We start from the raw sequence: 22,590 nt of genomic DNA on the forward strand, positions 1-22,590 counted from the left end.
GGCCGGCCGCGCTGGGGAGCGCGGCCGGCCGGCGGAGGTGGTCGACGGGGTGGATCAGCCCTGCGGGTGGTGGGCCGGGATCGGCGGGAGCTCGCCGGTGACCTCGTACTCGCTCAGCATCGTGATCCGGCGGGTGTGCCGGGCGTCGCCGCTGTACGGGGTGTTGAGGAAGACCTCGACGAAGCGGGTCGCCTCCTCCTGGGTGTGCATCCGGCCGCCGACGGAGATCACGTTGGCGTTGTTGTGCTCGCGGCCGAGCGAGGCGGTCTGCTCGCTCCAGGCCAGCGCCGCGCGGACGCCCTTGACCTTGTTGGCGGCGATCGCCTCGCCGTTGCCCGAACCGCCGATCACGACGCCCAGCGCCTCCGGGTCCGCCGCGGTGCGCTCGGCGGCGCGCAGGCAGAACGGGGGGTAGTCGTCGGCCGCGTCGTAGATGTGCGGCCCGCAGTCGACCGGCTCGTGGCCGGCCTCCTTGAGCCACTCCACGAGGTGGTTCTTCAGTTCGTATCCGGCATGGTCCGAGCCCAGGTACACGCGCATGCCATGAGTGTGGCACGTGCGTGCACCCGGGCCGCGCAGGGGGCGGCCGAGCGGGCCCGCGGGGCGCCCGGCCGGGGAGGTGACCGGTCAGCGCCTGCCGAGCAGCTTCCAGGCGAGCGGCAGGACGCCGGCCGCGAGGACGGCCTTCAGCGCGTCGCCGACCAGGTACGGGTAGAGGCCGAGCTCGGCGGCGCGGGACAGCGGGACACCCAGCGAGAAGGCGAGGTACGGCACGCCGACGGCGTAGATGGCGAGGGTGCCGAGCGCCATCGTGGCGGCGGTGTTCAGCGGGGTGCGGTCGGCGCCCCGGCGGGCCAGCGCGCCGGTGAGGGCGGCGGCCAGGACGAAGCCGATCATGTAGCCGAGGGTGGGGATCGACCAGCCGGAGGCGCCCTCGGCGAACCAGGGCAGGCCCGCCATGCCGGCCAGCAGGTAGAGGCCGAGCGAGGCGATCCCGCGGCGGGCGCCGAGCGCGGTGCCGACCAGCAGCGCGGCGAAGGTCTGGCCGGTGACCGGCACCGGGGAGCCGTGGACGGTCACCGAGAACTGGGCGGCCAGACCGGTGAGGGCGGCGCCGCCGGTCACCAGGACGAGGTCGCGGGCCTGGGCGCCGAACCGGCCGGACGCGGCGGGCAGCAGGTCGGCGAGGACGCCGCGGCTCAGTATCGACGTGGTGGCAGTCGGGGTGGTGGCAGTGGCCATCGGGGGTTTCCTCCGCACGGGGACGGTCGGCGATCGGATGATCAGGTGAGTGAACACCTGTGAACCTACGTGGTGATCGCCGCCGGCACCGTCAGGGAACCGGACAAAGCCCCGGCAGCCGTGATTGTCGGATCCGTCCCCCTCGCGGCCACGGACCGTGAGCGATCCGGCCGAATACCGTCACGATCCGGTCCGTATCGTGAGCCCGGGCGCGTCATTCTTGGCATGGACAGCGGTGCCCCCGGATATTGGGCAATTCGCACCGCATTCCGAACAGTCTGGATTCCCACCTCATGGCCCGTACCTCCGCGCCCACGGCGCCCGGGACGACCTCCACCGCCGAAGCACCGGCCGGCGGGCAGCAGCTCTCGCACGGTCTGAAGCAGCGCCACCTCTCGATGATCGCGCTCGGCGGCGTCATCGGCGCCGGCCTCTTCGTCGGTTCCGGGGCGGGCATCGCGGCGGCCGGACCCGCCATCATCCTGGCGTTCACCCTCTCCGGCCTGCTGGTCATGCTGATCATGCGGATGCTCGGCGAGATGTCGGCGGCCCGCCCGGCCTCCGGCTCGTTCTCGGTGCACGCCGAGAAGGAGATCGGCCCGTGGGCCGGGATCACCGCCGGCTGGATGTACTGGGTGATGCTCTGCTGCGGCGTCGCGGCCGAGGCCACCGCCGCCGGCAAGATCGTCAACGGCTGGGTCCCCGGCGTCTCCGCCTGGGTCTGGGTCGGCCTCTTCATGGTCTTCTTCTGCGCCAGCAACCTCACCGCGGTGAAGAACTTCGGCGAGTTCGAGTTCTGGTTCGCCACCATCAAGGTCGCCGCGATCGTCGCCTTCCTGGTGATCGGCACGCTGGGCGTCACCGGGGTGCTCGGCCCCGGCGCTCCCGGCGCCACGAACCTCACCGGCCAGGGCGGCTTCCTGCCCACCGGCGTCAGCGGCCTGATCGTCGGCCTGCTCGCCTCGGTCTTCGCCTACGGAGGCCTGGAGACCGTCACCATCGCCGCCGCCGAGTCCGACGACCCCAAGCGCAACGTCGCCAACGCGGTGCGCACGGCGGTCTGGCGCATCGCGATCTTCTACATCGGCTCGATGGCCCTGGTCGTCACGCTGGTCTCCTGGAAGGACCCGTCGGTCGTCGAGAACGGCCCCTACGTGACCGTCCTGCAGCACCTGGGCGTGCCCGGCGCCGGCACCATCATGGAGGCCGTGGTGCTGATCGCCCTGCTCTCCGCGATGAACGCCAACATCTACGGCTCCTCCCGGATGGCGTACTCGCTGGTCTCCCGCGGCCAGGGCCCGAAGGCGCTGGCCAGGGTCAGCGGCGGGGTGCCGCGACTGGCCGTGGTCGCCTCCTGCCTGTTCGGCTTCGGCGCCGTGCTGGCCTCCAAGTTCTGGCCCGACACCGTCTTCACCTGGCTGATGAACACCACCGGCGTCGCCATCCTGGTGGTCTGGTTCTTCATCTGCGTCGTCCAGCTGCGGATGCGCCGCCGGCTGGAGCGCGAGGCGCCCGAGCTGCTCACCGTCCGGATGTGGGGCTTCCCGTACCTGACCTGGGTGGCGATGGCCGCCGTGGTCGGCATCCTGGCGCTGATGACCACCACCGAGGGCAACCGGCAGCAGCTGTACGCGGCCGGCGTGCTCGTCGCACTGCTGATCGGGGCCGGCCTGCTCAAGCAGCGCCGGGACGCCGCAGCGGCCCGCTAGGGCTTGTCCGACAGGTCCCGCCGCGCGCGCGAGGGCCCGGTACCGCTCCTCGGCGGTACCGGGCCCTCGCGCGTGGCGCCCGCCGGTGCGGGCGGGCCGTCCGCTACTCGAAGGACGGACCCGCGGTGCGGGTGCGCTTGATCTCGTAGAAGCCCGGGGTCGACGCGACCAGCAGGGTGCCGTCCCAGAGCCGGGCGGCGGCCTCGCCGCGCGGGGCCGGGGTGACCACCGGGCCGAAGAAGGCCACCCGCTCGCCGTCCGCGCCCTCGACCGCGATCACCGGGGTACCGACGTCCTCGCCGACCAGGGTGATGCCCTCCTTGTGCGAGGCGCGCAGGGCCTCGTCGTACGCGTCCGTGTCGGCGGCGTCCGCCAGCCCGGCCGGCAGGCCCGCCGCGACCAGCGCCGCCTCGACGGTCTCGCGGGTCCGGGGCAGGCCCTGGTTGTGGAAGCGGGTGCCCAGCTCGGTGTAGAGCCGGCCGAGCACCTCGTCGCCGTGCTGCTGGGCGGCGGCGATGCAGACCCGGACCGGACCCCAGGCGCTGTCCAGCAGCTCGCGGTAGTCCTGCGGGAGGTCACGGTGCTCGTTCAGCACGGACAGGCTCATCACGTGCCAGTTCACGTCCACCGGGCGCAGCTGCTGGACCTCGATCAGCCAGCGGGACGTCATCCAGGCCCACGGGCAGGCCGGGTCGAACCAGAAGTCGGCGGTCTTGCGCTCAGCGGCAGTCGTCACGGCTGTCGTCCTTCGGTGAGATGCGGGGCGGTCCCCGGCACGGGGCCCACCCGATCCCGAACGCCCGCGCGGCGCCGCTGATTCCGTACCGGCGCCCCGGTTTGTGCAATGGTACCGGCGCGGGCGGCGTGAAAGGATGCCCCGCAGCACCACGACGCGCAGCACCCACCGCACCAGTTGAGACCGCACCACCGTGCGAGCCGGACAAAGGAGTACCGCCGTGCCGGGCAAGAACCTGAGCCGCGACGAAGCCCAGCAGCGGGCCAGCATCCTGGCCGTGGACAGCTACCAGGTCCGGCTGGACGTGACCTCGGCCCCCGAGCCGGCGGCCGCCACCTTCCGCTCCACCACCACGATCGCCTTCCGGTGCGACGAGCCGGGCGCCTCGACCTTCCTCGACCTGCTGGCGAGCGCCGTCCGTGCGGTCACCCTGAACGGCCGCGCGCTCGACCCGGCCACCGCCTTCGACGGCGCCCGGGTGCACGTCGACGGCCTCACCGCGGAGAACCTCCTGGTGGTGGACGCCGACTGCGCGTACAGCCGCACCGGCGAGGGCCTGCACCGCTTCACCGACCCGGTGGACGGCGAGACCTACCTCTACACCCACTACGAGCCGGCCGACGCCCGCCGGGTGTTCGCCACCTTCGAGCAGCCCGACCTGAAGGCCCCGTTCTCCTTCACCGTCACCGCGCCCGCCGCCTGGGACGTCCGGTCCAACGCCGTGCACGAGCAGGTGACCGACGACGGCGCCGCCCGCACCTGGCGGTTCGCGCCGACGCAGCCGATCTCCACCTACCTCACCGCCGTCGTCGCCGGCCCGTACCACGTGGCCACCGACCACTACAGCCGCACGCTGGCCGACGGCACCGCCCTGGAGATCCCGCTCGCCGCGCTGTGCCGCAAGTCGCTCGCGCCCTACTTCGACTCCGACGAGATCCTCGGCGTCACCAAGCTCGGACTCGACTTCTTCCACGAGGAGTTCGACTACCCGTACCCCTTCGGCAAGTACGACCAGTCCTTCGTCCCCGAGTACAACATCGGCGCGATGGAGAACCCGGGCTGCGTCACCTTCCGCGAGGAGTTCATCTTCCGCTCGAAGGTCACCGACGCCGCCTACGAGGGCCGGGCCAACGTCATCCTGCACGAGATGGCGCACATGTGGTTCGGCGACCTGGTCACCATGCGCTGGTGGGACGACCTGTGGCTGAAGGAGTCCTTCGCCGACTTCATGGGCTCCTACGCGCTGATCGGCGCCCGCACCCGGTACTCCTCCGCCTGGATCACCTTCGCCAACCAGCGCAAGGCCTGGGCCTACCGCCAGGACCAGTTCCCGACCACGCACCCGATCACCGCGGACATCCGGGACCTGGAGGACGCCAAGCTCAACTTCGACGGCATCACCTACGCCAAGGGCGCCTCGGTGCTCAAGCAGCTGGTGGCGTACGTCGGTTCGGAGGCCTTCTTCGAGGGCGCCCGCCGCTACTTCAAGCGGCACGCCTTCGGCAACACCGAACTCGCCGACCTGCTGGACATCCTGGAGGAGACCAGCGGCCGCGACCTCAAGTCCTGGGCCGCCGCCTGGCTGCAGACCGCCGGCGTCAACTCGCTGACCCCGCAGCTCACCGTGGACGCCGAGGGCCGGATCACCGAGCTCGCCGTCCTCCAGGACGCCGGCAACGGCAGCACCCTGCGCCCGCACCGGATCGCCGTCGGCCTCTACGACCGGGACGCCGAGGGCGCGCTGGTGCGCACCGACCGGATCGAGCTGGACGTCACCGGCGCCCGCACCGTCGTCACCGAGGCCGCCGGCCGGCCCCGGCCCGCCCTGGTGCTGCTGAACGACGACGACCTGACCTACTGCAAGATCCGCTTCGACGCCGAGTCGCTGGAGACGCTGCGCACCGGCCTCGGCGACCTCGACGACGACCTGGCCCGGGCGCTCGCCTGGTCCGCCGTGTGGAACCTGACCCGGGACGGCCTGATGCCGGCCCGCGACTACATCGCCCTGGTACTTCGCTTCGCCGGGCGGGAGGCCAACATCGGCGTGCTGCAGTCGCTGCACCTCCAGGCCAAGGGCGCCGTCGACCTCTACGCCGACCCGGCCTGGCGCGGCGAGGGCGGCCGGCTGCTGGCCGACGGCGCGCTGCGCGAGCTGCGCGCCGCCGCCCCCGGCAGCGACCACCAGCTGGCCTGGGCCCGCTTCCTGGCGCAGACCGCGAACGGCTCCGAGCACCTGGGCCTGGTCCGCGGCCTGCTGGCCGGCACCGCCCGGATCGACGGCCTGGACGTCGACCAGGAGCTGCGCTGGGCGCTCTGGCTGGCGCTGGCCGCGGCCGGCCAGGCCTCGGACGAGGAGCTGGCCGGGGAGCTGGCGGCCGACAACACCGCGAGCGGCAAGCGCCAGTACACCCAGTGCCTGGCCGCCCGGCCGACCCCGGAGGCCAAGGCCGCCGCCTGGTCCGCCGTGATCGACTCGGAGGAGCTGCCCAACGCGCTGGTCGAGGCCAACATCGCCGGCTTCGCGCTGCCCGCGCACCGCGACCTGACCGCGCTCTACGCGGCGCCGTACTTCAAGCTGCTGGAGCGGATCTGGTCGGAGCGGACCATCGAGATCGCGATGCGGATCGTCGGCGGCTTCTTCCCGCACGCCCAGGTCGGCGAGGAGACGCTGGCCGAGGCGGACGCCTGGCTGGCCGGCCACCCGGAGGCGGCGCCGGCGCTGCGCCGGCTGGTGCTGGAGCGCCGGGACGACCTGGCCCGGGCCCTGCGGGCGCGGGCCTGCGACAGCGTCTGAGGCACGGCGGTCCGTCCCCCGGGAGCCCCCGCCGCGCGTGCGCGCGGCGGGGGCTCCCGCGTCGGGGGGCCGGTGCACGGGGGTTCCGCGTCGGGGGTTCCGCGTCGGAGGCCGGCGGGCAGGGGCTCCGCGTCGGGAGCGGTCAGCCGCGCTGGAGGCCGCGGTCCAGGGCGGCGAGCGCGCTGCCGTCGGCGTCGTCGCCGTCCAGCGACCAGACCATCACCCCGGCCAGGTCGTTCCACCGGGTGTAGCGGGCCTTCTGGGTGAGCACCTCGGCGTTGTCGTAGCTGTAGAAGTTGGTGCCGTCGTACTTCCAGGACGCGCCGTGGTCACGGTCGGTGTAGACCTTGCCGGGCAGCCGGGAGACCTCGTTGTAGGTGAAGTCGGCGGTGGCCGCGGTGGCCGGCTGGTACAGGCCGCCCTGCTTGCCGGCCGCCACCCCGGTCCAGCCGTGGGCGTAGAACGGCACGCCGAGCACGGTCTGGGAGCCCGGCAGGCCGTGCTGGGTGTAGTAGTCGACCGCCTTGTCCGCACTGCGCTGCAGCGGCGACGGGTCCTTGGGGTCGGAGTACAGGTTGGCGTGGTGGGCGGCCGGGCCGGTGCCCTCCCACGGGCCGTGCAGGTCGTAGGTCATCAGGTTGAGCCAGTCCATCGAGCGCGAGAGCGCCGGCAGGTCCAGCCGGGCGGCGACGGTCTCGTTGGCGGCCACCGCCGCGGTCAGCAGGTAGTGCGGCCCCCTGCGGCCGCTGAGCTGGTCCAGCTGGCGACGGAACTCCTGCACCAGCAGGGTGAAGTTGCGGCCGTCCTCGGGGCGCACCACGTTGCCGGCGTCACCGCCGCCGCCCGGGTACTCCCAGTCGAGGTCGATGCCGTCGAAGACGCCGGCCGCGGCGCCCTTGCCGCCCTCGGCGGTGCCGAGCTGGGGCAGGTTGCCCTTGATGTACAGGTCGACGCAGGAGGAGACGAACTTCCGGCGGGACTCCTCGGTGGCGGCGGCGTCCGAGAAGTACTTGGACCAGCTCCACCCGCCGAGCGAGATCACCGTCTTGAGCTGCGGGCTCTCGGCCTTGAGCTTGCGCAGCTGGTTGAAGTGGCCCTTGAGCTTCTGGCCCGGGCGGTCGGCGACGCCGTCCACCGAGTCGGCGGCGGAGAAGGGGCGCTGGTAGTCGTTCAGGGCGTCGCCTTGGCCGGCCTCGTTGGACTCGAAGCAGGTGCCCTCGGCGGAGACGTTGCCGAAGGCGTAGTTGATGACGGTGAGCTTCTCGGCCTGACCGGACTCCTGCACCCGCTTCGCGGAGCTGTCGGCGCCCCACTGGGTGAAGTAGCCGACCCGCTGCCCCTTCAGCTTCGGGCCGTGGTCACGGTCGTGGGCCTGGGCCGTGGGGGCCGCGAGGGCGGCGGCCACCGTGGCGGCGGCGATGAGGGCGGCGGTGCGACTGATCATGCGCATGGGAGAAGACCTGCGGCTTTCTCTGATTCAGCGTCAAATGGTCTGGACCAAGCTGAAACAGAGGTTTAGTCCATTCGGGCCGGACATACAAGAGGCCGGACCGCGTTGACGCGATCCGGCCTCTTGACTGCCTCTTTACCGGCGGAGCCGTTCTTCCTCGTTCAGCCCCGCCGCCCGTGCGGTGCTCAGCCGATCAGGCTGCGCAGCACGTACTGCAGGATGCCGCCGTTGCGGTAGTAGTCCGCCTCGCCGGGGGTGTCGATGCGCACGACCGCGTCGAACTCCTTGCTGCTCCCGTCCGCGCCGACGGCCTTGACCTTGACGGTGGCCGGGGTGCGGCCCTCGTTGAGCTCGGTCACGCCGGTGAAGGAGAAGGTCTCCTCGCCGGTCAGACCGAGGGACTCGGCGTTCTGGCCCTCCGGGAACTGCAGCGGCAGGACGCCCATGCCGATCAGGTTGGAGCGGTGGATGCGCTCGTAGGACTCGGCGATGACGGCCTTCACACCCAGCAGCGCGGTGCCCTTGGCGGCCCAGTCACGGGACGAGCCCGAGCCGTACTCCTTGCCGGCCAGGACGACCAGCGGGATGCCGGCGGCCTGGTAGTTCTGCGAGGCGTCGTAGATGAACGACACCGGCGCGTCGGCCTGGGTGAAGTCGCGGGTGTAGCCGCCCTCGGTGCCCGGCGCGATCTGGTTGCGCAGGCGGATGTTGGCGAAGGTGCCGCGGATCATCACCTCGTGGTTGCCGCGGCGCGAGCCGTACGAGTTGAAGTCGCGCTTCTCCACACCGTTGGCGGTCAGGTACTGCGCCGCCGGGGTGCCCGGCTTGATGTTGCCGGCCGGGGAGATGTGGTCGGTGGTGACCGAGTCGCCCAGCTTGGCCAGGACGCGGGCGCCGGCGATGTCGGTCACCGGGCTCGGGGTCTTGGCCATGCCCTCGAAGTACGGGGGCTTGCGGACGTAGGTGGACTCGGCGTCCCACTCGAAGGTGTTGCCGGTCGGGACCGGGAGCGACTGCCAGCGGTGGTCACCGGCGAAGACGTCCTGGTAGCCCTTGTCGAACATGGCCTCGTCGATGGAGCCGGCGACGGTGTCGGCGACCTCCTGCTCCGACGGCCAGATGTCGGCGAGGAAGACGTCGTTGCCGTCGGCGTCCTGGCCCAGCGCGTCGCGGGTGATGTCGACGTTCATGTTGCCCGCGAGGGCGTACGCGACCACCAGCGGCGGGGAGGCCAGGTAGTTCATCTTGACGTCGGGGTTGATCCGGCCCTCGAAGTTGCGGTTGCCGGAGAGCACCGAGACGACGGCCAGGTCGGACTCGTTGACCGCGGCCGAGACCTCCTCGGGCAGCGGGCCCGAGTTGCCGATGCAGGTGACGCAGCCGTAGCCGACCAGGTTGAAGCCCAGCTTCTCCATGTACGGGAGCAGGCCGGCCTTCTCGTAGTAGTCCATGACGACCTTGGACCCGGGGGCCAGGGTGGTCTTGACCCACGGCTTGACCGTCAGGCCACGCTCCACGGCCTTCTTCGCGAGCAGGGCGGCGCCCAGCATGACGGAGGGGTTGGAGGTGTTGGTGCAGGAGGTGATCGAGGCGATCACGACCGCGCCGTTGTCGATCTCGTAGGTCGAACCGTCGGGGGCGGTCACCGCGGTCGGCTTCGAGGCCTCGGCCGAGTAGGTCGGCAGCGCCTCGGCGAACTTGTCGGCGGCCTCGGCCAGGATCACGCGGTCCTGCGGGCGCTTCGGGCCGGAGATCGACGGGACGACGGTGGAGACGTCCAGCTCCAGGTACTCGGAGTAGACCGGCTCGACCGACGGGTCGTGCCAGAGGCCCTGCTCCTTGGCGTACGCCTCGACCAGGGCGAGCTGCTGCTCGCTGCGGCCGGTGAGCTTGAGGTAGTTGATGGTCTCGGCGTCGATCGGGAAGATCGCGCAGGTCGAGCCGAACTCCGGCGACATGTTGCCGATGGTGGCGCGGTTGGCCAGCGGGATCGCGGTGACGCCCTCGCCGTAGAACTCGACGAACTTGCCGACCACACCGTGCTTGCGCAGCATCTCGGTGATGGTGAGCACCAGGTCGGTGGCGGTGGTGCCGGCCGGCAGCTGGCCGTTGAGCTTGAAGCCGACCACGCGCGGGATCAGCATGGAGACCGGCTGGCCGAGCATCGCGGCCTCGGCCTCGATGCCGCCGACGCCCCAGCCCAGCACGCCCAGGCCGTTGACCATGGTGGTGTGCGAGTCGGTGCCGACGCAGGTGTCGGGGTAGGCCTGGCCGCCCCGGACCATGACGGTGCGGGCCAGGTGCTCGATGTTCACCTGGTGGACGATGCCGGTGCCGGGCGGGACGACCTTGAACTCGTCGAACGCGGTCTGGCCCCAGCGCAGGAACTGGTAGCGCTCCTTGTTGCGGCCGTACTCGATCTCGACGTTCTGGACGAAGGCGTCCGGGGTGCCGAACTTGTCGGCGATGACGGAGTGGTCGATGACCAGCTCGGCCGGGGCCAGCGGGTTGATCTTGGCCGGGTCGCCGCCCAGCTCCTTGACGGCCTCACGCATGGTGGCGAGGTCGACCACGCACGGCACGCCGGTGAAGTCCTGCATGATCACTCGGGCCGGAGTGAACTGGATCTCCTGGCTCGGCTGGGCGTCGGCGTCCCAGTTGCCGAGCGCGCGGATGTGGTCGGCGGTGATGTTCGCGCCGTCCTCCGTGCGGAGCAGGTTCTCCAGCAGCACCTTGAGGCTGTAGGGCAGCCGCTCGGAACCCTCGACGGCGGAGAGCTTGAAGATCTCGTACGACTCGTCGCCCACCTGCAGCGAGCTGCGGGCGTCGAAGCTGTTCGCGGACACGACTGACTCCTTCTAGGTGCTTCGTGCGGTATCCGGCCGCCACGGTGGTAAGGTCAGCCTTACTTAGGCTGCCCTTGCCCGCACCGCCGGTGAGCGCCTCTCGGCAAGTATCTTGATGTCGAGATATAGAGTAATGGGCAGTTATCTCGATGTCGAGATAAACCATAGTGCATGGCGGCGCGTCCGCCACGTCGGCACCACCTCCACGCTGCCCGCGCCCGGCACATCTCTCCCGAACCCCTCGTGACGGGGCCCCCAAGGCCGGGCGTCCAGCGGTGTTCGCGGGGTGGGGAGTGGGCCCAGGCGAGGCGGCGGCGGCGCGGGGACCGGGCGCAGGGGGCGGGCGCAGGGGGGCGGGCGAGCCGGTGTGCGGGCGGCCCGGGGAGACCGGGCGCGTGCCGGGGGTGTCCGTTCGGTGGCGACCGCCGTTGAGCACGGCGTCGCCGTACCGCTCGCCCGCTCCCCGGAAGGCCCGCCGATGCCCAGTCCGATCGCCGCCGCCCTGCTCCCGCTCGCCCTGCTGGCGCCCGCCGCCACCGCCGCGACCGCTCCCCCCGCCCGGGCCGCCCAGGCCGCGCCGGCGTCCCCGCTCTCCGAGGGGTCCGGCGGCGCCGGGACCTCCGGTGAAGCCGCTGACGCCGATGGCGCCGGGGCCCGGGTGGTCTCGGTGATCGAGGCGGACTTCGACCCGGCGTCCGCCTTCGTCCCGCCGACCGCGATCAGCCACGCCGCCGACCTGGTGCCGTACGGCTCGCACGTCCGCGTGGTGGTGGACCGCTCGGTGCCGGGGCAGACCCTGCTGACCATGACGGTGTCCGGGCTCGCTCCGGACCACGAGTTCCCGGCGCACCTGCACACCGATTCCTGCGGGGCCGACCCGGCCGCCTCCGGCCCGCACTACCAGCACGCGGTGGACCCGGTGCAGCCGTCCACCGACCCCGCCTACGCCAACGACCGCAACGAGCTGCGGCTGACGCTGCGCACCGACGGCCGGGGCGCCGGCTCGGCGGCCGGCTCGGTGGCCTGGCACCCCCGGCCGGGCGGGGCGCGCTCGCTGGTCCTGCACGCGGGCACCCCGGCCGGACCGCATGCCGCGGGCGACCGGGCCGCCTGCGTCAAGCTGAAGCTCTGACCGCCGCCAGGGCCCGTCCGGCGATCCCTACGACCCGAGGGTGGCGACCAGGACGGCCTTGATGGTGTGCAGGCGGTTCTCCGCCTGGTCGAAGACGATGGAGTGATCCGACTCGAACAGCTCGTCGGTGCACTCCAGCTCGGCCATCCCGGTCAGCTCGTGCAGCTGCCGCGCGACCACGGTGCCCAGGTCGTGGAAGGCGGGCAGGCAGTGCAGGAACTTCACGGCCGGGTTGCCGGTGGCCCGGACGGTCTCCATCGACACCTGGTAGGGCCTGAGCAGCTCGATCCGCTCGGCCCAGACCTCCTTGGGCTCGCCCATCGAGACCCAGACGTCGGTGTAGAGGAAGTCGGCGCTGGCCACCCCGGCGGCGACGTCCTCGGTGAGGGTGATCCGGGCGCCGGTCGACCCGGCGAGCACCTCGGCCGCCTTGCGGACGTCCTCGGTGGGCCACAGCGCCCGGGGCGCGACGATCCTGACGTCCATGCCGAGTAGCGCGCCGGTGACCAGCAGCGAGTTGCCCATGTTGGAGCGGGCGTCGCCGAGGTAGGCGAGGGTCACCTCGGGCAGCGGCTTGGCGGTGTGCTCCTGGATGGTCAGCACGTCGGCGAGCAGCTGGGTGGGGTGCCACTCGTCGGTCAGACCGTTCCAGACCGGGACGCCCGCGTGGGCGGCCAGCTCCTCGACGACCTCCTGGCCGTGGCCCCGGTACTCGATGCCGTCGAACATCCGGCCGAGCACCCGCGCGGTGTCCTTGATCGACTCCTTGTGGCCGATCTGCGAGCCGGACGGGTCCAGGTACGTGGTGGTGGCGCCCTGGTCGTGGGCGGCGACCTCGAACGCGCAGCGCGTCCGGGTGGAGGTCTTCTCGAAGATCAGCGCGATGTTCTTGCCCCGCAGCCGGGGCCGCTCGGTGCCCGCGTACTTCGCCGCCTTGAGCTGAGCGGCGAGGTCCACCAGGTAACGGAACTCCTGGGGAGTGAAGTCGAGCTCCTTGAGGAAGTGCCTGTTCCGGAGGTTGAAGGCCATGCCGGGCTCCTGGGGTGACGTGGACGAACGGCGAAGCGGCAATTGTATACGATACTTGGAATTTGTATGCAACGCCTTCGCGGCAGTCCGGCCGACCGGGGCTTCGGCACCCCCGGGCCGCTCGGGCGAACCGGGCGAACCGGGGCGCGGCCGGGCCCGCCGGGACGGGCGACGGTACCGGGCGCGGGGCGGGCCGGGCACCGCGGGGTGCCCGCGGGGGCCCGGCCCGCCCGGTGACGCGGCTCCTGGACGGGGCCCGCCGGCGGGTGGACCGGGCGCGGCGGGCGGCGCAGGCCGGCCGCCGCGGTCCCGCCCTACAGCCGGGGGTCGACCGGCTCGGACTCCAGCGCGAGGACGGCGAACACCGGCTCGTGCACCCGCCAGAGCGGCTCGCCCGCCGCCAGCCGGTCCAGTGCCTCCAGGCCCAGCGCGTACTCGCGCAGCGCCAGCGAGCGCTTGTGCCCGAGGAAGCGCTGCCGCAGCTGGTCCAGGTACTCGGTGTAGTCGGGCCCGTAGATGATCCGCAGGTACTCGCGGCCGCGGACCTTGACCCCGGGCTGGACCAGCCCGCCCGGGCGGCCCTCCCCGGCCCTGCCCCGGGCCGGCGAGACCAGCGGCTTGACCACCATGCCCTCGCCGCCCGCCCCGGTGAGCTCCTCCCACCAGGCGACGGCCGCGGCGACGGACGCCTCGTCACCGGTGTCCACCAGCAGCCGGGCCGTCCGGTGCAGGACCGGGGCGTCCGGCTCGGCCGCGCGGTCGGCGTCGACCAGGCCGTCGATCCAGGCGAGGTGCTCGTCGTGCGGGCGCACCGCGAGGTTCGCCCCCTCGGCGGCCAGCACCTGGAACGGCGCCAGCCGGATGCCGGACAGGCCCTCGGTCGGCCAGCAGTACCGCCGGTACGCCTCGGTGAAGGCCCGCGCGTCGGCGGCGCGCTGCCGCTGGCGGGCCGTCAGCGCGGAGAGGTCGAGCCCGCGGCCGGCCGCCTGGTCCAGCGCGGTGAGCACCTGCGGCAGCGCCGCGCGCGCCGCCGCGCCGACCGCCGCGTACTGGCGGCGCAGCAGCTCGGTGGCCTTGAGGGACCACGGCATCAGCTCGGTGTCCAGCAGCAGCCAGCCGGTGCCCAGCCGGTCGAAGAGCCCGGAGCTCTCGGCCGCGGCCCGCAGCCGGCCCAGGACGGCGGCGGTCAGGCCGTCGTCGCCGAGGAACGCCCTGCCGGTCCGGGTCCAGATCGCCCCCGGGCCGGCCAGCCCGAACCGCTTCTCCAGCGCCGTGTCGTCCCGGGCCACCAGCACGACCGCGCGGGAGCCCATGTGCTTCTCCTCGCAGATCACCTGCCGGACGCCGTCCTCGCGGTAGGCGAGGAAGGCCTCCTCCGGGTGTTCGAGGTAGCCGGGGCGGCGCGAGGTCGCGCTCGGGGCCATGGTCGGCGGCAGGTAGGCGAGCAGCCGGGGGTCGATCGCGAAGCGGCTCATCACCTCCAGCGCGGCCGCCGCGTTCTCCTCCCGGACGGCGATCCGGCCGTGCAGCGCGGTCTCGACCACCCGGCGGCCGGCCACGTCCGCGAGGTCCAGCGGGCGGCCCTCGCGCGAGCCGGGCGCGTCCGTGATCATCGGCCGGACCGGCGCGTACCACTCCTGCTCCGCCTCGACGCTCACCAGCTCGCGCTCCGGGTAGCGCAGCGCGGTCAGGCTGCCGCCGAAGACGCAGCCGGTGTCCAGGCAGATGGTGTTGTTGAGGAAGCTCGCCACCGGCACCGGCGTGTGGCCGTAGACCACCAGGGCCCTGCCCCGGTACTCCTCCGCCCACGGGTAGCGCACCGGCAGGCCGTACTCGTCGGTCTCGCCGGTGGTGTCCCCGTAGAGCGCGTGCGAGCGCACCCGGCCGGAGGCCCGGCCGTGGTACTTCTCCGGCAGGCCGGCGTGGCAGACCACCAGGGCGCCGCCGTCCAGCAGGTAGTGGCTGACCAGGCCGCGCATGAATGCCCGGACCTCGGCGCGGAACTCCTCCGACTCCCCCGCCAGCTGGTCCAGCGACTCCTGGAGGCCGTGCGAGACGGTGACCCTCTTGCCGTCCATGGCCCGGCCGAGCTTGTTCTCGTGGTTGCCCGGGACGCAGACCGCGTGCCCGGCCGCGACCATGCCCATCACCAGGCGCAGCACGCCCGGCGTGTCCGGGCCGCGGTCGACGAGGTCGCCGACGAAGACGGCGGTGCGGCCCTCGGGGTGGACGGCGTCCACCGCGCGGCCGGCGTCGTCCCGCGCGACGGCGTAGCCGAGGCGGATGAGCAGCGTCTCCAGCTCGGAGCGGCAGCCGTGGATGTCCCCGACGATGTCGAACGGACCGGTGAGGTGGCGCAGGTCGTTGAAGCGCTTCTCGGGCACGATCTCGGCGGCCTCGACCTCGGCCTCGCCGCGCAGGACGTGCACCTTGCGGAAGCCCTCGCGCTCCAGGCCCCGCACCGAACGGCGCAGTTCGCGGTGCTGGCGCGGGACCACGTGCGCGGGCAGCTGGCGGTCCGGGCGGGAGCGGTTGCGCTCGGCGCAGACGGCCGGGGGGACGTCCAGCACGATCGCGATCGGCAGCACGTCGTGGTCGCGGGCGATCCGGATCAGCTGCTTGCGGGCCTCCGACTGGACGTTGGTGGCGTCCACGACGGTCAGCCGGCCGGCCGCGAGGCGCTTGCCGACGATGTAGTGCAGCACGTCGAAGGCCTCGGCGGAGGCGGACTGGTCGTTCTCGTCGTCGGCCACCAGGCCGCGGCAGAAGTCGGAGGAGATCACCTGGGTGGGCAGGAAGTGCTTGCGGGCGAAGCTGGACTTGCCCGCGCCGCTGGTGCCGATCAGGACGACGAGGGAGACGTCGGTGACCGGGAGGCGGCGCGCCCCGGGGGTGCCGGGGGTGCGGGTGCCGGGGGCGCCGGGGGTCTCCGCGGTGGTGGGCGTGGGCCCGGTGGGGTTCGGGGACTGTGCGTCGTCGTCGGTCGTCATCGGGGCTCGCCCCCTTCGGGCGTCGTGCGGACGGGTGCGGTGGTGCCGGCGGCGACGGTGCCGCCACCGGCGGCCGCCGGGTCGGTGGAGACGGTGGAGCCGGCCGTGGGGACCGTGGGCTCGGCCGGGGCGCCGACGCGGAACAGCGCGAGCTGGGTCGGCGGCCCCACCTCGGGGTCCTCCGGCCCGACCGGGCGGATCACGACGGTGTAGCCGTACGTCCGCGCCACCCGCTCGGCCCAGGCACGGAACTGCGCGCGGTCCCACTCGAAGCGGTGGTCGGCGTGCCGGACGTGGCCGGCCGGCAGACTCTCCCAGCGGACGTTGTACTCGGCGTTCGGCGTGGTGACGACGACCGCCGACGGGCGGGCCGCCCCGAGCACCGCGTACTCCAGGGCGGGCAGCCGGGGCACGTCCAGGTGCTCGATCACCTCGCAGAGCACGGCCGCGTCGAAGCCCTTCAGCCGCGCGTCCGTGTACGTCAGCGCGCCCTGGACCAGCTTGACCCGGGCCGCCTGACGCTCCGGCATCCGCTCCAGCCGCAGCTTGCGGGCCGCCGCTGCCAGCGCCCGCGCGGACACGTCGACCCCGAGCACCTCGGTGATCCGGGCGTCCTTGAGCAGGGCGCCGATCAGCTCGCCCTGCCCGCAGCCGAGGTCGGCCACCCGGGCCGCCCCGACCTCGCGCAGGGCGGCCAGGATCGCCGTCCGGCGCTGCTCGGCGAGCGGGGGCTGCTTCGGCGCGGCCCCCGGCGCCGCCGCCTCGGTGGGCTCGGCGGGCTCGGCCGGCTCGGCGCCTACGGGGTGCGCGGCGCCGGGCTCGGAGCCGTCGGTGTCGTCCACCGCGTTGTCGATCTCCTCGACCTCGCGGTCGTCGGCCTCGGCGAGCCGGGCCAGCTCCAGGCGTTCCATCGCGGTCCGGGTGAGCGACCAGCGCCGGGAGAGGTACCGACGGGCGATCAGGGCCCGCTCCGGGTGGTCGGCCAGCCAGCCCTCGCCGGCGGCGAGCAGCTTGTCGACCTCGTCCGGGGCGACCCAGTAGTGCTTGGCACCGTCGAGCACCGGCAGCAGGACGTAGAGCTGCTGGAGCGCGTCCGCGAGGCGGACGGCCGCGCAGGACAGCTCGACCCGCACGTAGCGCGACTCGCCCCACTCAGGGAACTCCTCGTCCAGCGGGATCGCCACCGCCTCGACCTGCCAGCCCAGCGGCTCGAAGAGCCGGGCCACCATGGCCGGGCCGCCGCCCTCGCCCGAACCGTTGGCGGGCACGGCGGGCAGCGCGATCCGCAGCGGGCGGGGACGCTCGGCCAGCCCGGGGCGGGCCTCGCAGACACCCTTCATCGCCGAACGGAACACCGTCCGCAGGGCCACCGCGAGCAGCGAGGACGCGGCGTAGGGGCGGTCGTTGACGTACTGCGCGAGCGCGAAGTCCGGCGAGCCGCCCCGCCCCTTGCCCCGGCCACGGCGGACCAGTGCGATCGGGTCGATGTCGAGCAGCAGCGCGGCCGTGCAGAGCTCGTCGCCCGCCTCCGGGTAGAAGACGTGGGCCTCGCCGTGCGACGTCCCGAACCGCTGGACCTTGCCGGGGTGTTTGTGCAGCAGGAAGCCGAGGTCGGTGGCCGGGCTCTCGGCAGTACCGGTGGTGGAGATCGACATGAACACCGGCCCGAGTATTGCCCAGCTCCCGCCCGCCGAGCACCGGGTTTTGCGCGCCGGGCACCGGGTTTTGCGCGCCGGGCACCGGGTTCCGCGCGCCCGGGCGTGGCGTGGTCTCCCGGGGAGGCCCCGCGACGGCCCGCCGGGGACATCGCGCACGGCGCTTCCGGGGCCTTCCGCGACGGCTCCGGACCCTGCCGTACCGCGGCCAGGAGCGCCCTGCGGCCCCGTCCGCACGGTGAGCGTGTTCGGCACCGACGGCCCGCATTCGTTAACGTGCACGATGTGACTGCTGAATCCACCTCCCTCGCAAGCGGCGCCGTCGCCGCCGGTCTGGCCACCATCGCCGCCGACGGCACCGTCCTCGACACCTGGTACCCCGCCCCCGCCCTGGCCGCCGAGCCCGGCCCGGCCGGCACCGTCCGCCTGACCGCCGAGCAGGCCGAGACCGAGCTGGGCGCCGGCGCCGCCGAAGCACTGCGCGCCGACGCGCGCCGCGGCGTCGAGGTGGTCGCGGTGCGCACCACGATCGCCTCGCTCGACGAGAAGCCGATCGACGCGCACGACGCCTACCTGCGCCTGCACCTGCTGAGCCACCGTCTGGTGAAGCCGCACGGCCAGAGCCTGGACGGCCTGTTCGGGCTGCTCGCCAACGTGGCCTGGACCAGCATCGGCCCGGTGCAGGTGGACAAGGTCGAGCAGGCCCGGCTGGCGGTCCGCGCCCAGGGCGGCCAGCTCGCCGTGTACGGGATCGACAAGTTCCCGCGGATGACCGACTACGTCGCCCCCTCCGGGGTGCGGATCGCGCACGCGGACCGTGTCCGGCTCGGCGCGCACCTGGCCGCCGGCACCACCGTGATGCACGAGGGCTTCGTCAACTTCAACGCCGGCACCCTGGGCACCTCCATGGTCGAGGGCCGGATCAGCGCGGGCGTCGTGGTCGGCGACCACAGCGACATCGGCGGCGGCTCCTCGATCATGGGCACCCTGTCGGGCGGCGGCAAGCAGGTCGTCTCGGTCGGCGAGCGCTGCCTGCTCGGCGCCAACGCCGGTATCGGCATCTCGCTCGGCAACGACTGCGTGGTCGAGGCCGGTCTGTACGTCACCGCCGGCACCCGGGTGACCACCCCGGACGGCAAGGTGGCGAAGGCGGTGGAGCTGTCCGGCCAGGACAACCTCCTCTTCCGCCGCAACTCGCAGACCGGTGCGGTCGAGGTCATCGCCCGCGCCGGCTCCTGGGGCGGTCTGAACGCCGAGCTGCACGCGCACAACTGATCGCCTCCTTCGAGGTCTCGGGCCCCGGCGCCGCTTCGGCGGCGCCGGGGCTTCGGCTTTCCGGGGCGGTTGCCCGGGGTGGCGTCTGCCCGTCTTCGGGGCCCACCCCCACCCCTCCCACCGCTCCCCTCCTGAGGCACTCGTCGTCCGGGCCGGTGACAGCCCGGACGACGAGCCGGACGGTCGCCGGGTCCGGGCACGGGCACGGCCGTGCCGACACCGGCCGCACTGGCCCCACTCAGCCCAGCCGCGTGCCCGCGTGCCCGCCTGCCCACCTGCCCACCTGCCCACCTGCCCACCTGCCCACCTGCCCACCTGCCCGGTGCCTAGCCGAGGCGGCTCACCGGCGGCAACCCGGGCTCACCCGGGAGGCTTACGGTCGACGGGAGTTGGACCGCATCGGGTGGTGCCCGGTGACCCGGCCGCGCGGAGATTCGTTGGTTGCTGGGGCGGGGCGTCGGAGCCGTCGACGAGGCGGCGGGCCACCCCGCGCCACCGGCCGGCCCGCCGCCGCCCGCCTGACGCCGCACCACCGATCCGAAGAGGTCCCCTCATGTCCGAACCCTGGTCCGAGGCACCTGCCGCGCCACAGTCCCCGAGCGACCCGTCCGGGTCGGCCGCCGCACGGCCGACCGGCGCCGCCACCCCGAAGAGCCTGCTGGAGCAGATGCAGGAGCTGCTCGCCTCGGTCACCGCGGACCTCGCCGACCTGCAGTCGTCGGGCGCCCGGCGCACCTCCCCGAGCGGCTACCCCACCGGCACGGACACCTCCGGCGCACCCGCCGGGCCCGGCACCCGGTAGTCCGGCCGCGGAGCCTCCTGTCCCGGCTCGCCGTCACCCGGCGGGCCGAGCCGGAGCACCAGTAACGGCGACCCCTGTCCGGCCGCCGGGAGCGGGACCGGCGGTGGATCGACCTCGTCGCCCGTCGTCTCCCGATCACCCTCGGCCCGTCGGACGGCCTCCCGCAGCCGGCCCACCACCTCCTTGCAGTCGGCGCCGGCGTCGACCCCGTCGATGCACGTCCAGTAGAGGCTCTCGGTGTCGGCCCCGCAGGCCAGCACCACCAGCGTCTCGCCGACCTCCTGGAGCAACCCGAGCAGCCCCTCCAGGGCCGGGCCGATCTCACCGAGCCCGGTCAGCCGCCCGGCGCGGCCGCCGATGCCCAGGCCCAGCAGGGCGGACGAGTCGCCCGCGGACTGGTCCAGGCAGCCGGCCGCGTGCGCACCCGCCTCGGCCAGCTGCTGGCCGAGGCCCGCCAGCCCGAGGTCGTCCGGTCCGGGATCCTCCAGCTCCGCCAGCCGGGCACCCACCGCCTCGGTGAGCAGCGCGGCCTGCCGCGCCTCCAGCAGCACGTCGGACACGTTCCTGGCCTCCGCCAGGGCGTGCCGGGCCGTCTTGATCAGTCGCAGCGCCTCCATCGGCCGCCACCCCTTCCACCCGTTCTCGCCGTGCCCGCCCGGCTGTACGACCCGTAGGGCCCGTACGACCGGTGGACACCTGGTCACGGCGAAAGCGTGCAGCGTCGAAGGGATCGGCGCAGCCACCTGCCCGGAACCTGTGGACAACCCCGGGGCTGTGGACAACTCTTGTCCCTCCCAGGGGTTGTTCGCCCACACCCGGTTGACGCCGACCGCAGCACGGGGCGCGGCCGGGGCCCGGCCGACGGTTCCGCCCACAGCCGGAACCCGACGGTCCCGCCCACGACCCGGCCACGGCCCGGCCCCGACGGTCCGCCCCCCGGCCCGGACCGACCCTCAGTGCGCGGACCCCGCCCCCGGTCCCGTCCCGGACCCCGGCGCCGGGAAGCGCAGCTCATTGCGCTCGATCTTGGCCGCCAGGGCGGTCAGCGGGTCCACGCCCACCACCGTGCAGAACTGCAGCAGGTACGCGAGGACGTCGGCGACCTCGTCCCGCACCCGGTGCGCCGTGTCCGGCTCGGACATCACCGAGGCGGCCTGCTCGGGGGTGAGCCACTGGAAGATCTCCAGCAGCTCGCCGGCCTCCACGGTCAGCGCCGCGGCCAGGTTCTTCGGCGTGTGGAAGGGCTCCCAGCTGCGCGCCGCGGCGAACTCCGTCAGCCGCTGTCGCAGGCCCTCCAGGGTGGGGCCGGCGGGTTCCGTCTCTCGTTCGCTCACCCGTCCAGGTCTACCGCATCCCGGGCCGCGGCCGCCCGCCGCGGTGGCCCGACACCCCCGGCGCTCCCGGAACCGGCCCCGCCGCCTCCCCGCGCGCGGCCTGGGCCGGTACCCGCGCGGTCTCCGTGCGCAGCACGGTGTGCCCGGAGCCGGGGTCGCGCCGGCATTCCACCAGGGCGACTCCGGGCGGCAGTTCGCCCGGCCCGCCGAACGCCTCCCGCACCGCGGCCGGTTCCTGGAGCGCGGCCAGCACCCGCAGCTGGTTGCGGCCGGCCATCTCCCGGGCGAGCCGCAGCAACGAGGCCGCCTGCTCGGTGCCGAGCCCCGCCCCGAGGTCCTCGGCGAGCACGGTGAGCTGCCGGTGCGCCCAGGGCACCTCGGTGGCCACGTCGAGGTCGAGCACCCCGGCGCCGGTGAGCAGCACGGCGGCGAACGCGAGGTGGCGCAGCATGCCGTCGGAGGCCTGGTCGGCGCCGGTGCGGCCGAGGACGCCCTCGTCGAAGACGGCGAGGACCCGTTCGTCGGCGCCGGCGCCGCGGTGGGCGAGGTCGATCCCGAGCAGCGGGTGCGGGGCGGCGGACTGGACGACGCGCAGCAGCTGGCCGTACCGGCGGGCGCATTCGTTGCTGAGCCGGGCGATCACGGCGGAGATGTTGGCGGCGCTGCCGAGCAGGCGGGCCTGCGGGTCGGGGCGGGCCCAGTCGCGCATCAGCCCGGGCACGGGGTGGACGGGGAAGACCTCGCGCAGGGCGGTGAGCACCTGTTCGGTGGCGGCCAGCACCGTCCGTTCGCCGGGCGAGGACCCGGCGACCCGCAGCGGGATCTGGGCGGTGATCAGGGTGGTGTTCGGGAAGGGGGCGTGGATGTCGCCCTGCCGGGTGTCGTTGTGCCAGCCGACGTTGACGCGGTGGCGGCGGAGGTCCTGCTCACCGGTCTCGACGAGGGTCCGGCCGTCGAGGGTGAGCTGCTCGCGGGCGATCCGGACCGGGCCGTCGGTGCGGATGACCAGCTCCAGCCGGATCGACCCCTGGTCCGAGCGGACGGTGCAGCCCAGGATGACGGCGTCGCGGCCGTGCGGGACGCAGCCGTCGAGGCCGCCGCGGATGGCCGTGCCGAGGGGGCCGCCGCGGCCGGGCAGGCCGTCGAGGGAGTCGGCGATCTCCTCGCCGAGGGCGAGCCGGGAGAGGACGGCGAGGGCGTCGAGGGCGTTGGACTTGCCGACGCCGGCGGGCCCGTACAGCACGGTGAGGGGCGCGAGCGGCAGGACCGCGCGCCGGTAGGACTTGAACGAGGTGAGCCGGATCTCCTCGACGGTGGGGCGCTGCACGGGCGGCGGGCCTGGGTCCGGGGTCCGCTGATGGGGGTGGGCCGGCACTGCGGGCCGGGTGGCGTCGCGGTTCACCCGTCGGACGTTAGCCCCCGCTCGGGTGGCAGAAACGTGCCTGCCCGGCAGATTCATCCCAATGAGGCACCTTCATCCCAACGAGGCGGCCGCAGCCTGACCAGGGGCTATGCCGTGTACCGACCCGGGACTACGGCCCCCGCACCGCCGAGCACCCCGGCACCTCCGGCTCCCCCGGCACCCCCGGCTCCCCG

At 73.6% G+C, this 22,590-nt stretch carries 16 protein-coding genes; 5 read left to right on the plus strand and 11 right to left on the minus strand.

Annotation, left to right across the window (positions count from 1 at the left end; translation table 11 throughout):
• Nucleotides 1-54 precede the first annotated feature (54 nt).
• Both ABZ497_RS28765 and ABZ497_RS28770 read right to left on the minus strand, forming a co-directional pair.
• Nucleotides 55-540: a ribose-5-phosphate isomerase gene (locus tag ABZ497_RS28765; RefSeq protein WP_329487647.1), complete on the minus strand. Its 486-nt coding sequence runs from the start codon at nt 538-540 to the stop codon at nt 55-57.
• Nucleotides 541-627: 87 nt separating this feature from the next.
• On the minus strand, nt 628-1,242 hold the full coding sequence (locus ABZ497_RS28770; protein ID WP_329487648.1) for a biotin transporter BioY: 615 nt from the start codon (nt 1,240-1,242) through the stop codon (nt 628-630).
• Between the two features lie 293 nt (nt 1,243-1,535).
• Here ABZ497_RS28770 and ABZ497_RS28775 point away from each other — a divergent pair, with 293 nt between their 5' ends.
• On the plus strand, nt 1,536-2,951 hold the full coding sequence (locus tag ABZ497_RS28775; RefSeq protein ID WP_359809360.1) for an amino acid permease: 1,416 nt from the start codon (nt 1,536-1,538) through the stop codon (nt 2,949-2,951).
• 103 nt (nt 2,952-3,054) lie between these two features.
• Here ABZ497_RS28775 and ABZ497_RS28780 read toward each other — a convergent pair whose 3' ends face one another.
• Entirely contained in the window at nt 3,055-3,621 is a 567-nt protein-coding gene (locus ABZ497_RS28780) for a disulfide bond formation protein DsbA (RefSeq protein WP_329492099.1), read from the minus strand.
• A gap of 286 nt (nt 3,622-3,907) precedes the next feature.
• Here ABZ497_RS28780 and pepN point away from each other — a divergent pair, with 286 nt between their 5' ends.
• A complete protein-coding gene (gene pepN, locus ABZ497_RS28785; RefSeq protein WP_359809362.1) occupies nt 3,908-6,481 on the plus strand; it encodes an aminopeptidase N in 2,574 nt (857 codons plus the stop codon).
• A 142-nt stretch (nt 6,482-6,623) separates the two neighbouring features.
• Here pepN and ABZ497_RS28790 read toward each other — a convergent pair whose 3' ends face one another.
• Nucleotides 6,624-7,931 carry a glycoside hydrolase family 18 protein gene (locus tag ABZ497_RS28790; protein WP_359809364.1) on the minus strand — a complete coding sequence of 436 codons (1,308 nt, stop codon included), beginning with the start codon at nt 7,929-7,931 and terminating at the stop codon, nt 6,624-6,626.
• A 185-nt stretch (nt 7,932-8,116) separates the two neighbouring features.
• A complete protein-coding gene (gene acnA / locus ABZ497_RS28795; RefSeq protein ID WP_359809366.1) occupies nt 8,117-10,777 on the minus strand; it encodes an aconitate hydratase AcnA in 2,661 nt (886 codons plus the stop codon).
• 415 nt (nt 10,778-11,192) lie between these two features.
• Between acnA and ABZ497_RS28800 the strand changes: the two genes are divergently transcribed.
• Nucleotides 11,193-11,909, plus strand: a complete 717-nt coding sequence (locus ABZ497_RS28800) for a superoxide dismutase (RefSeq protein WP_359809368.1) — start codon at nt 11,193-11,195, stop codon at nt 11,907-11,909.
• A gap of 27 nt (nt 11,910-11,936) precedes the next feature.
• Here the strand turns inward: ABZ497_RS28800 and argF are convergent, their stop codons facing one another.
• From argF to ABZ497_RS28815, 3 genes are all read right to left on the minus strand, one after another.
• Nucleotides 11,937-12,938 (minus strand): ornithine carbamoyltransferase, encoded by a 1,002-nt coding sequence (argF, locus tag ABZ497_RS28805; protein ID WP_359809370.1) that lies wholly within the window; start codon nt 12,936-12,938, stop codon nt 11,937-11,939.
• Nucleotides 12,939-13,252: 314 nt separating this feature from the next.
• Entirely contained in the window at nt 13,253-15,928 is a 2,676-nt protein-coding gene (locus tag ABZ497_RS28810; protein WP_359809372.1) for a polynucleotide kinase-phosphatase, read from the minus strand.
• Nucleotides 15,925-17,589 carry a 3' terminal RNA ribose 2'-O-methyltransferase Hen1 gene (locus ABZ497_RS28815; RefSeq protein ID WP_359809374.1) on the minus strand — a complete coding sequence of 555 codons (1,665 nt, stop codon included), beginning with the start codon at nt 17,587-17,589 and terminating at the stop codon, nt 15,925-15,927. The genes ABZ497_RS28810 and ABZ497_RS28815 overlap by 4 nt, the downstream gene beginning before the upstream one ends.
• A gap of 270 nt (nt 17,590-17,859) precedes the next feature.
• Here ABZ497_RS28815 and dapD point away from each other — a divergent pair, with 270 nt between their 5' ends.
• Together dapD and ABZ497_RS28825 are read left to right on the plus strand one after the other, a co-directional pair.
• Nucleotides 17,860-18,858, plus strand: a complete 999-nt coding sequence (dapD, locus tag ABZ497_RS28820) for a 2,3,4,5-tetrahydropyridine-2,6-dicarboxylate N-succinyltransferase (RefSeq protein ID WP_359809376.1) — start codon at nt 17,860-17,862, stop codon at nt 18,856-18,858.
• A gap of 553 nt (nt 18,859-19,411) precedes the next feature.
• Nucleotides 19,412-19,660 (plus strand): hypothetical protein, encoded by a 249-nt coding sequence (locus ABZ497_RS28825; RefSeq protein WP_329487658.1) that lies wholly within the window; start codon nt 19,412-19,414, stop codon nt 19,658-19,660.
• Here ABZ497_RS28825 and ABZ497_RS28830 read toward each other — a convergent pair.
• From ABZ497_RS28830 to ABZ497_RS28840, 3 genes are all read right to left on the minus strand, one after another.
• The gene (locus ABZ497_RS28830) at nt 19,606-20,277 is read right to left on the minus strand and encodes a DUF6099 family protein (protein ID WP_359809378.1); all 672 of its coding nucleotides are present in this window, start codon (nt 20,275-20,277) and stop codon (nt 19,606-19,608) included. The two genes, ABZ497_RS28825 and ABZ497_RS28830, sit on opposite strands and share 55 nt — an antisense overlap.
• Before the next feature lie 336 nt (nt 20,278-20,613).
• On the minus strand, nt 20,614-20,994 hold the full coding sequence (locus ABZ497_RS28835; RefSeq protein WP_359809380.1) for a nucleotide pyrophosphohydrolase: 381 nt from the start codon (nt 20,992-20,994) through the stop codon (nt 20,614-20,616).
• A 10-nt stretch (nt 20,995-21,004) separates the two neighbouring features.
• Entirely contained in the window at nt 21,005-22,321 is a 1,317-nt protein-coding gene (locus ABZ497_RS28840; RefSeq protein WP_359809381.1) for an ATP-binding protein, read from the minus strand.
• Nucleotides 22,322-22,590 lie beyond the last annotated feature (269 nt).

The organism is Kitasatospora sp. NPDC005751, from assembly GCF_040630835.1.
In the GTDB taxonomy this organism is placed as follows: domain Bacteria; phylum Actinomycetota; class Actinomycetes; order Streptomycetales; family Streptomycetaceae; genus Kitasatospora.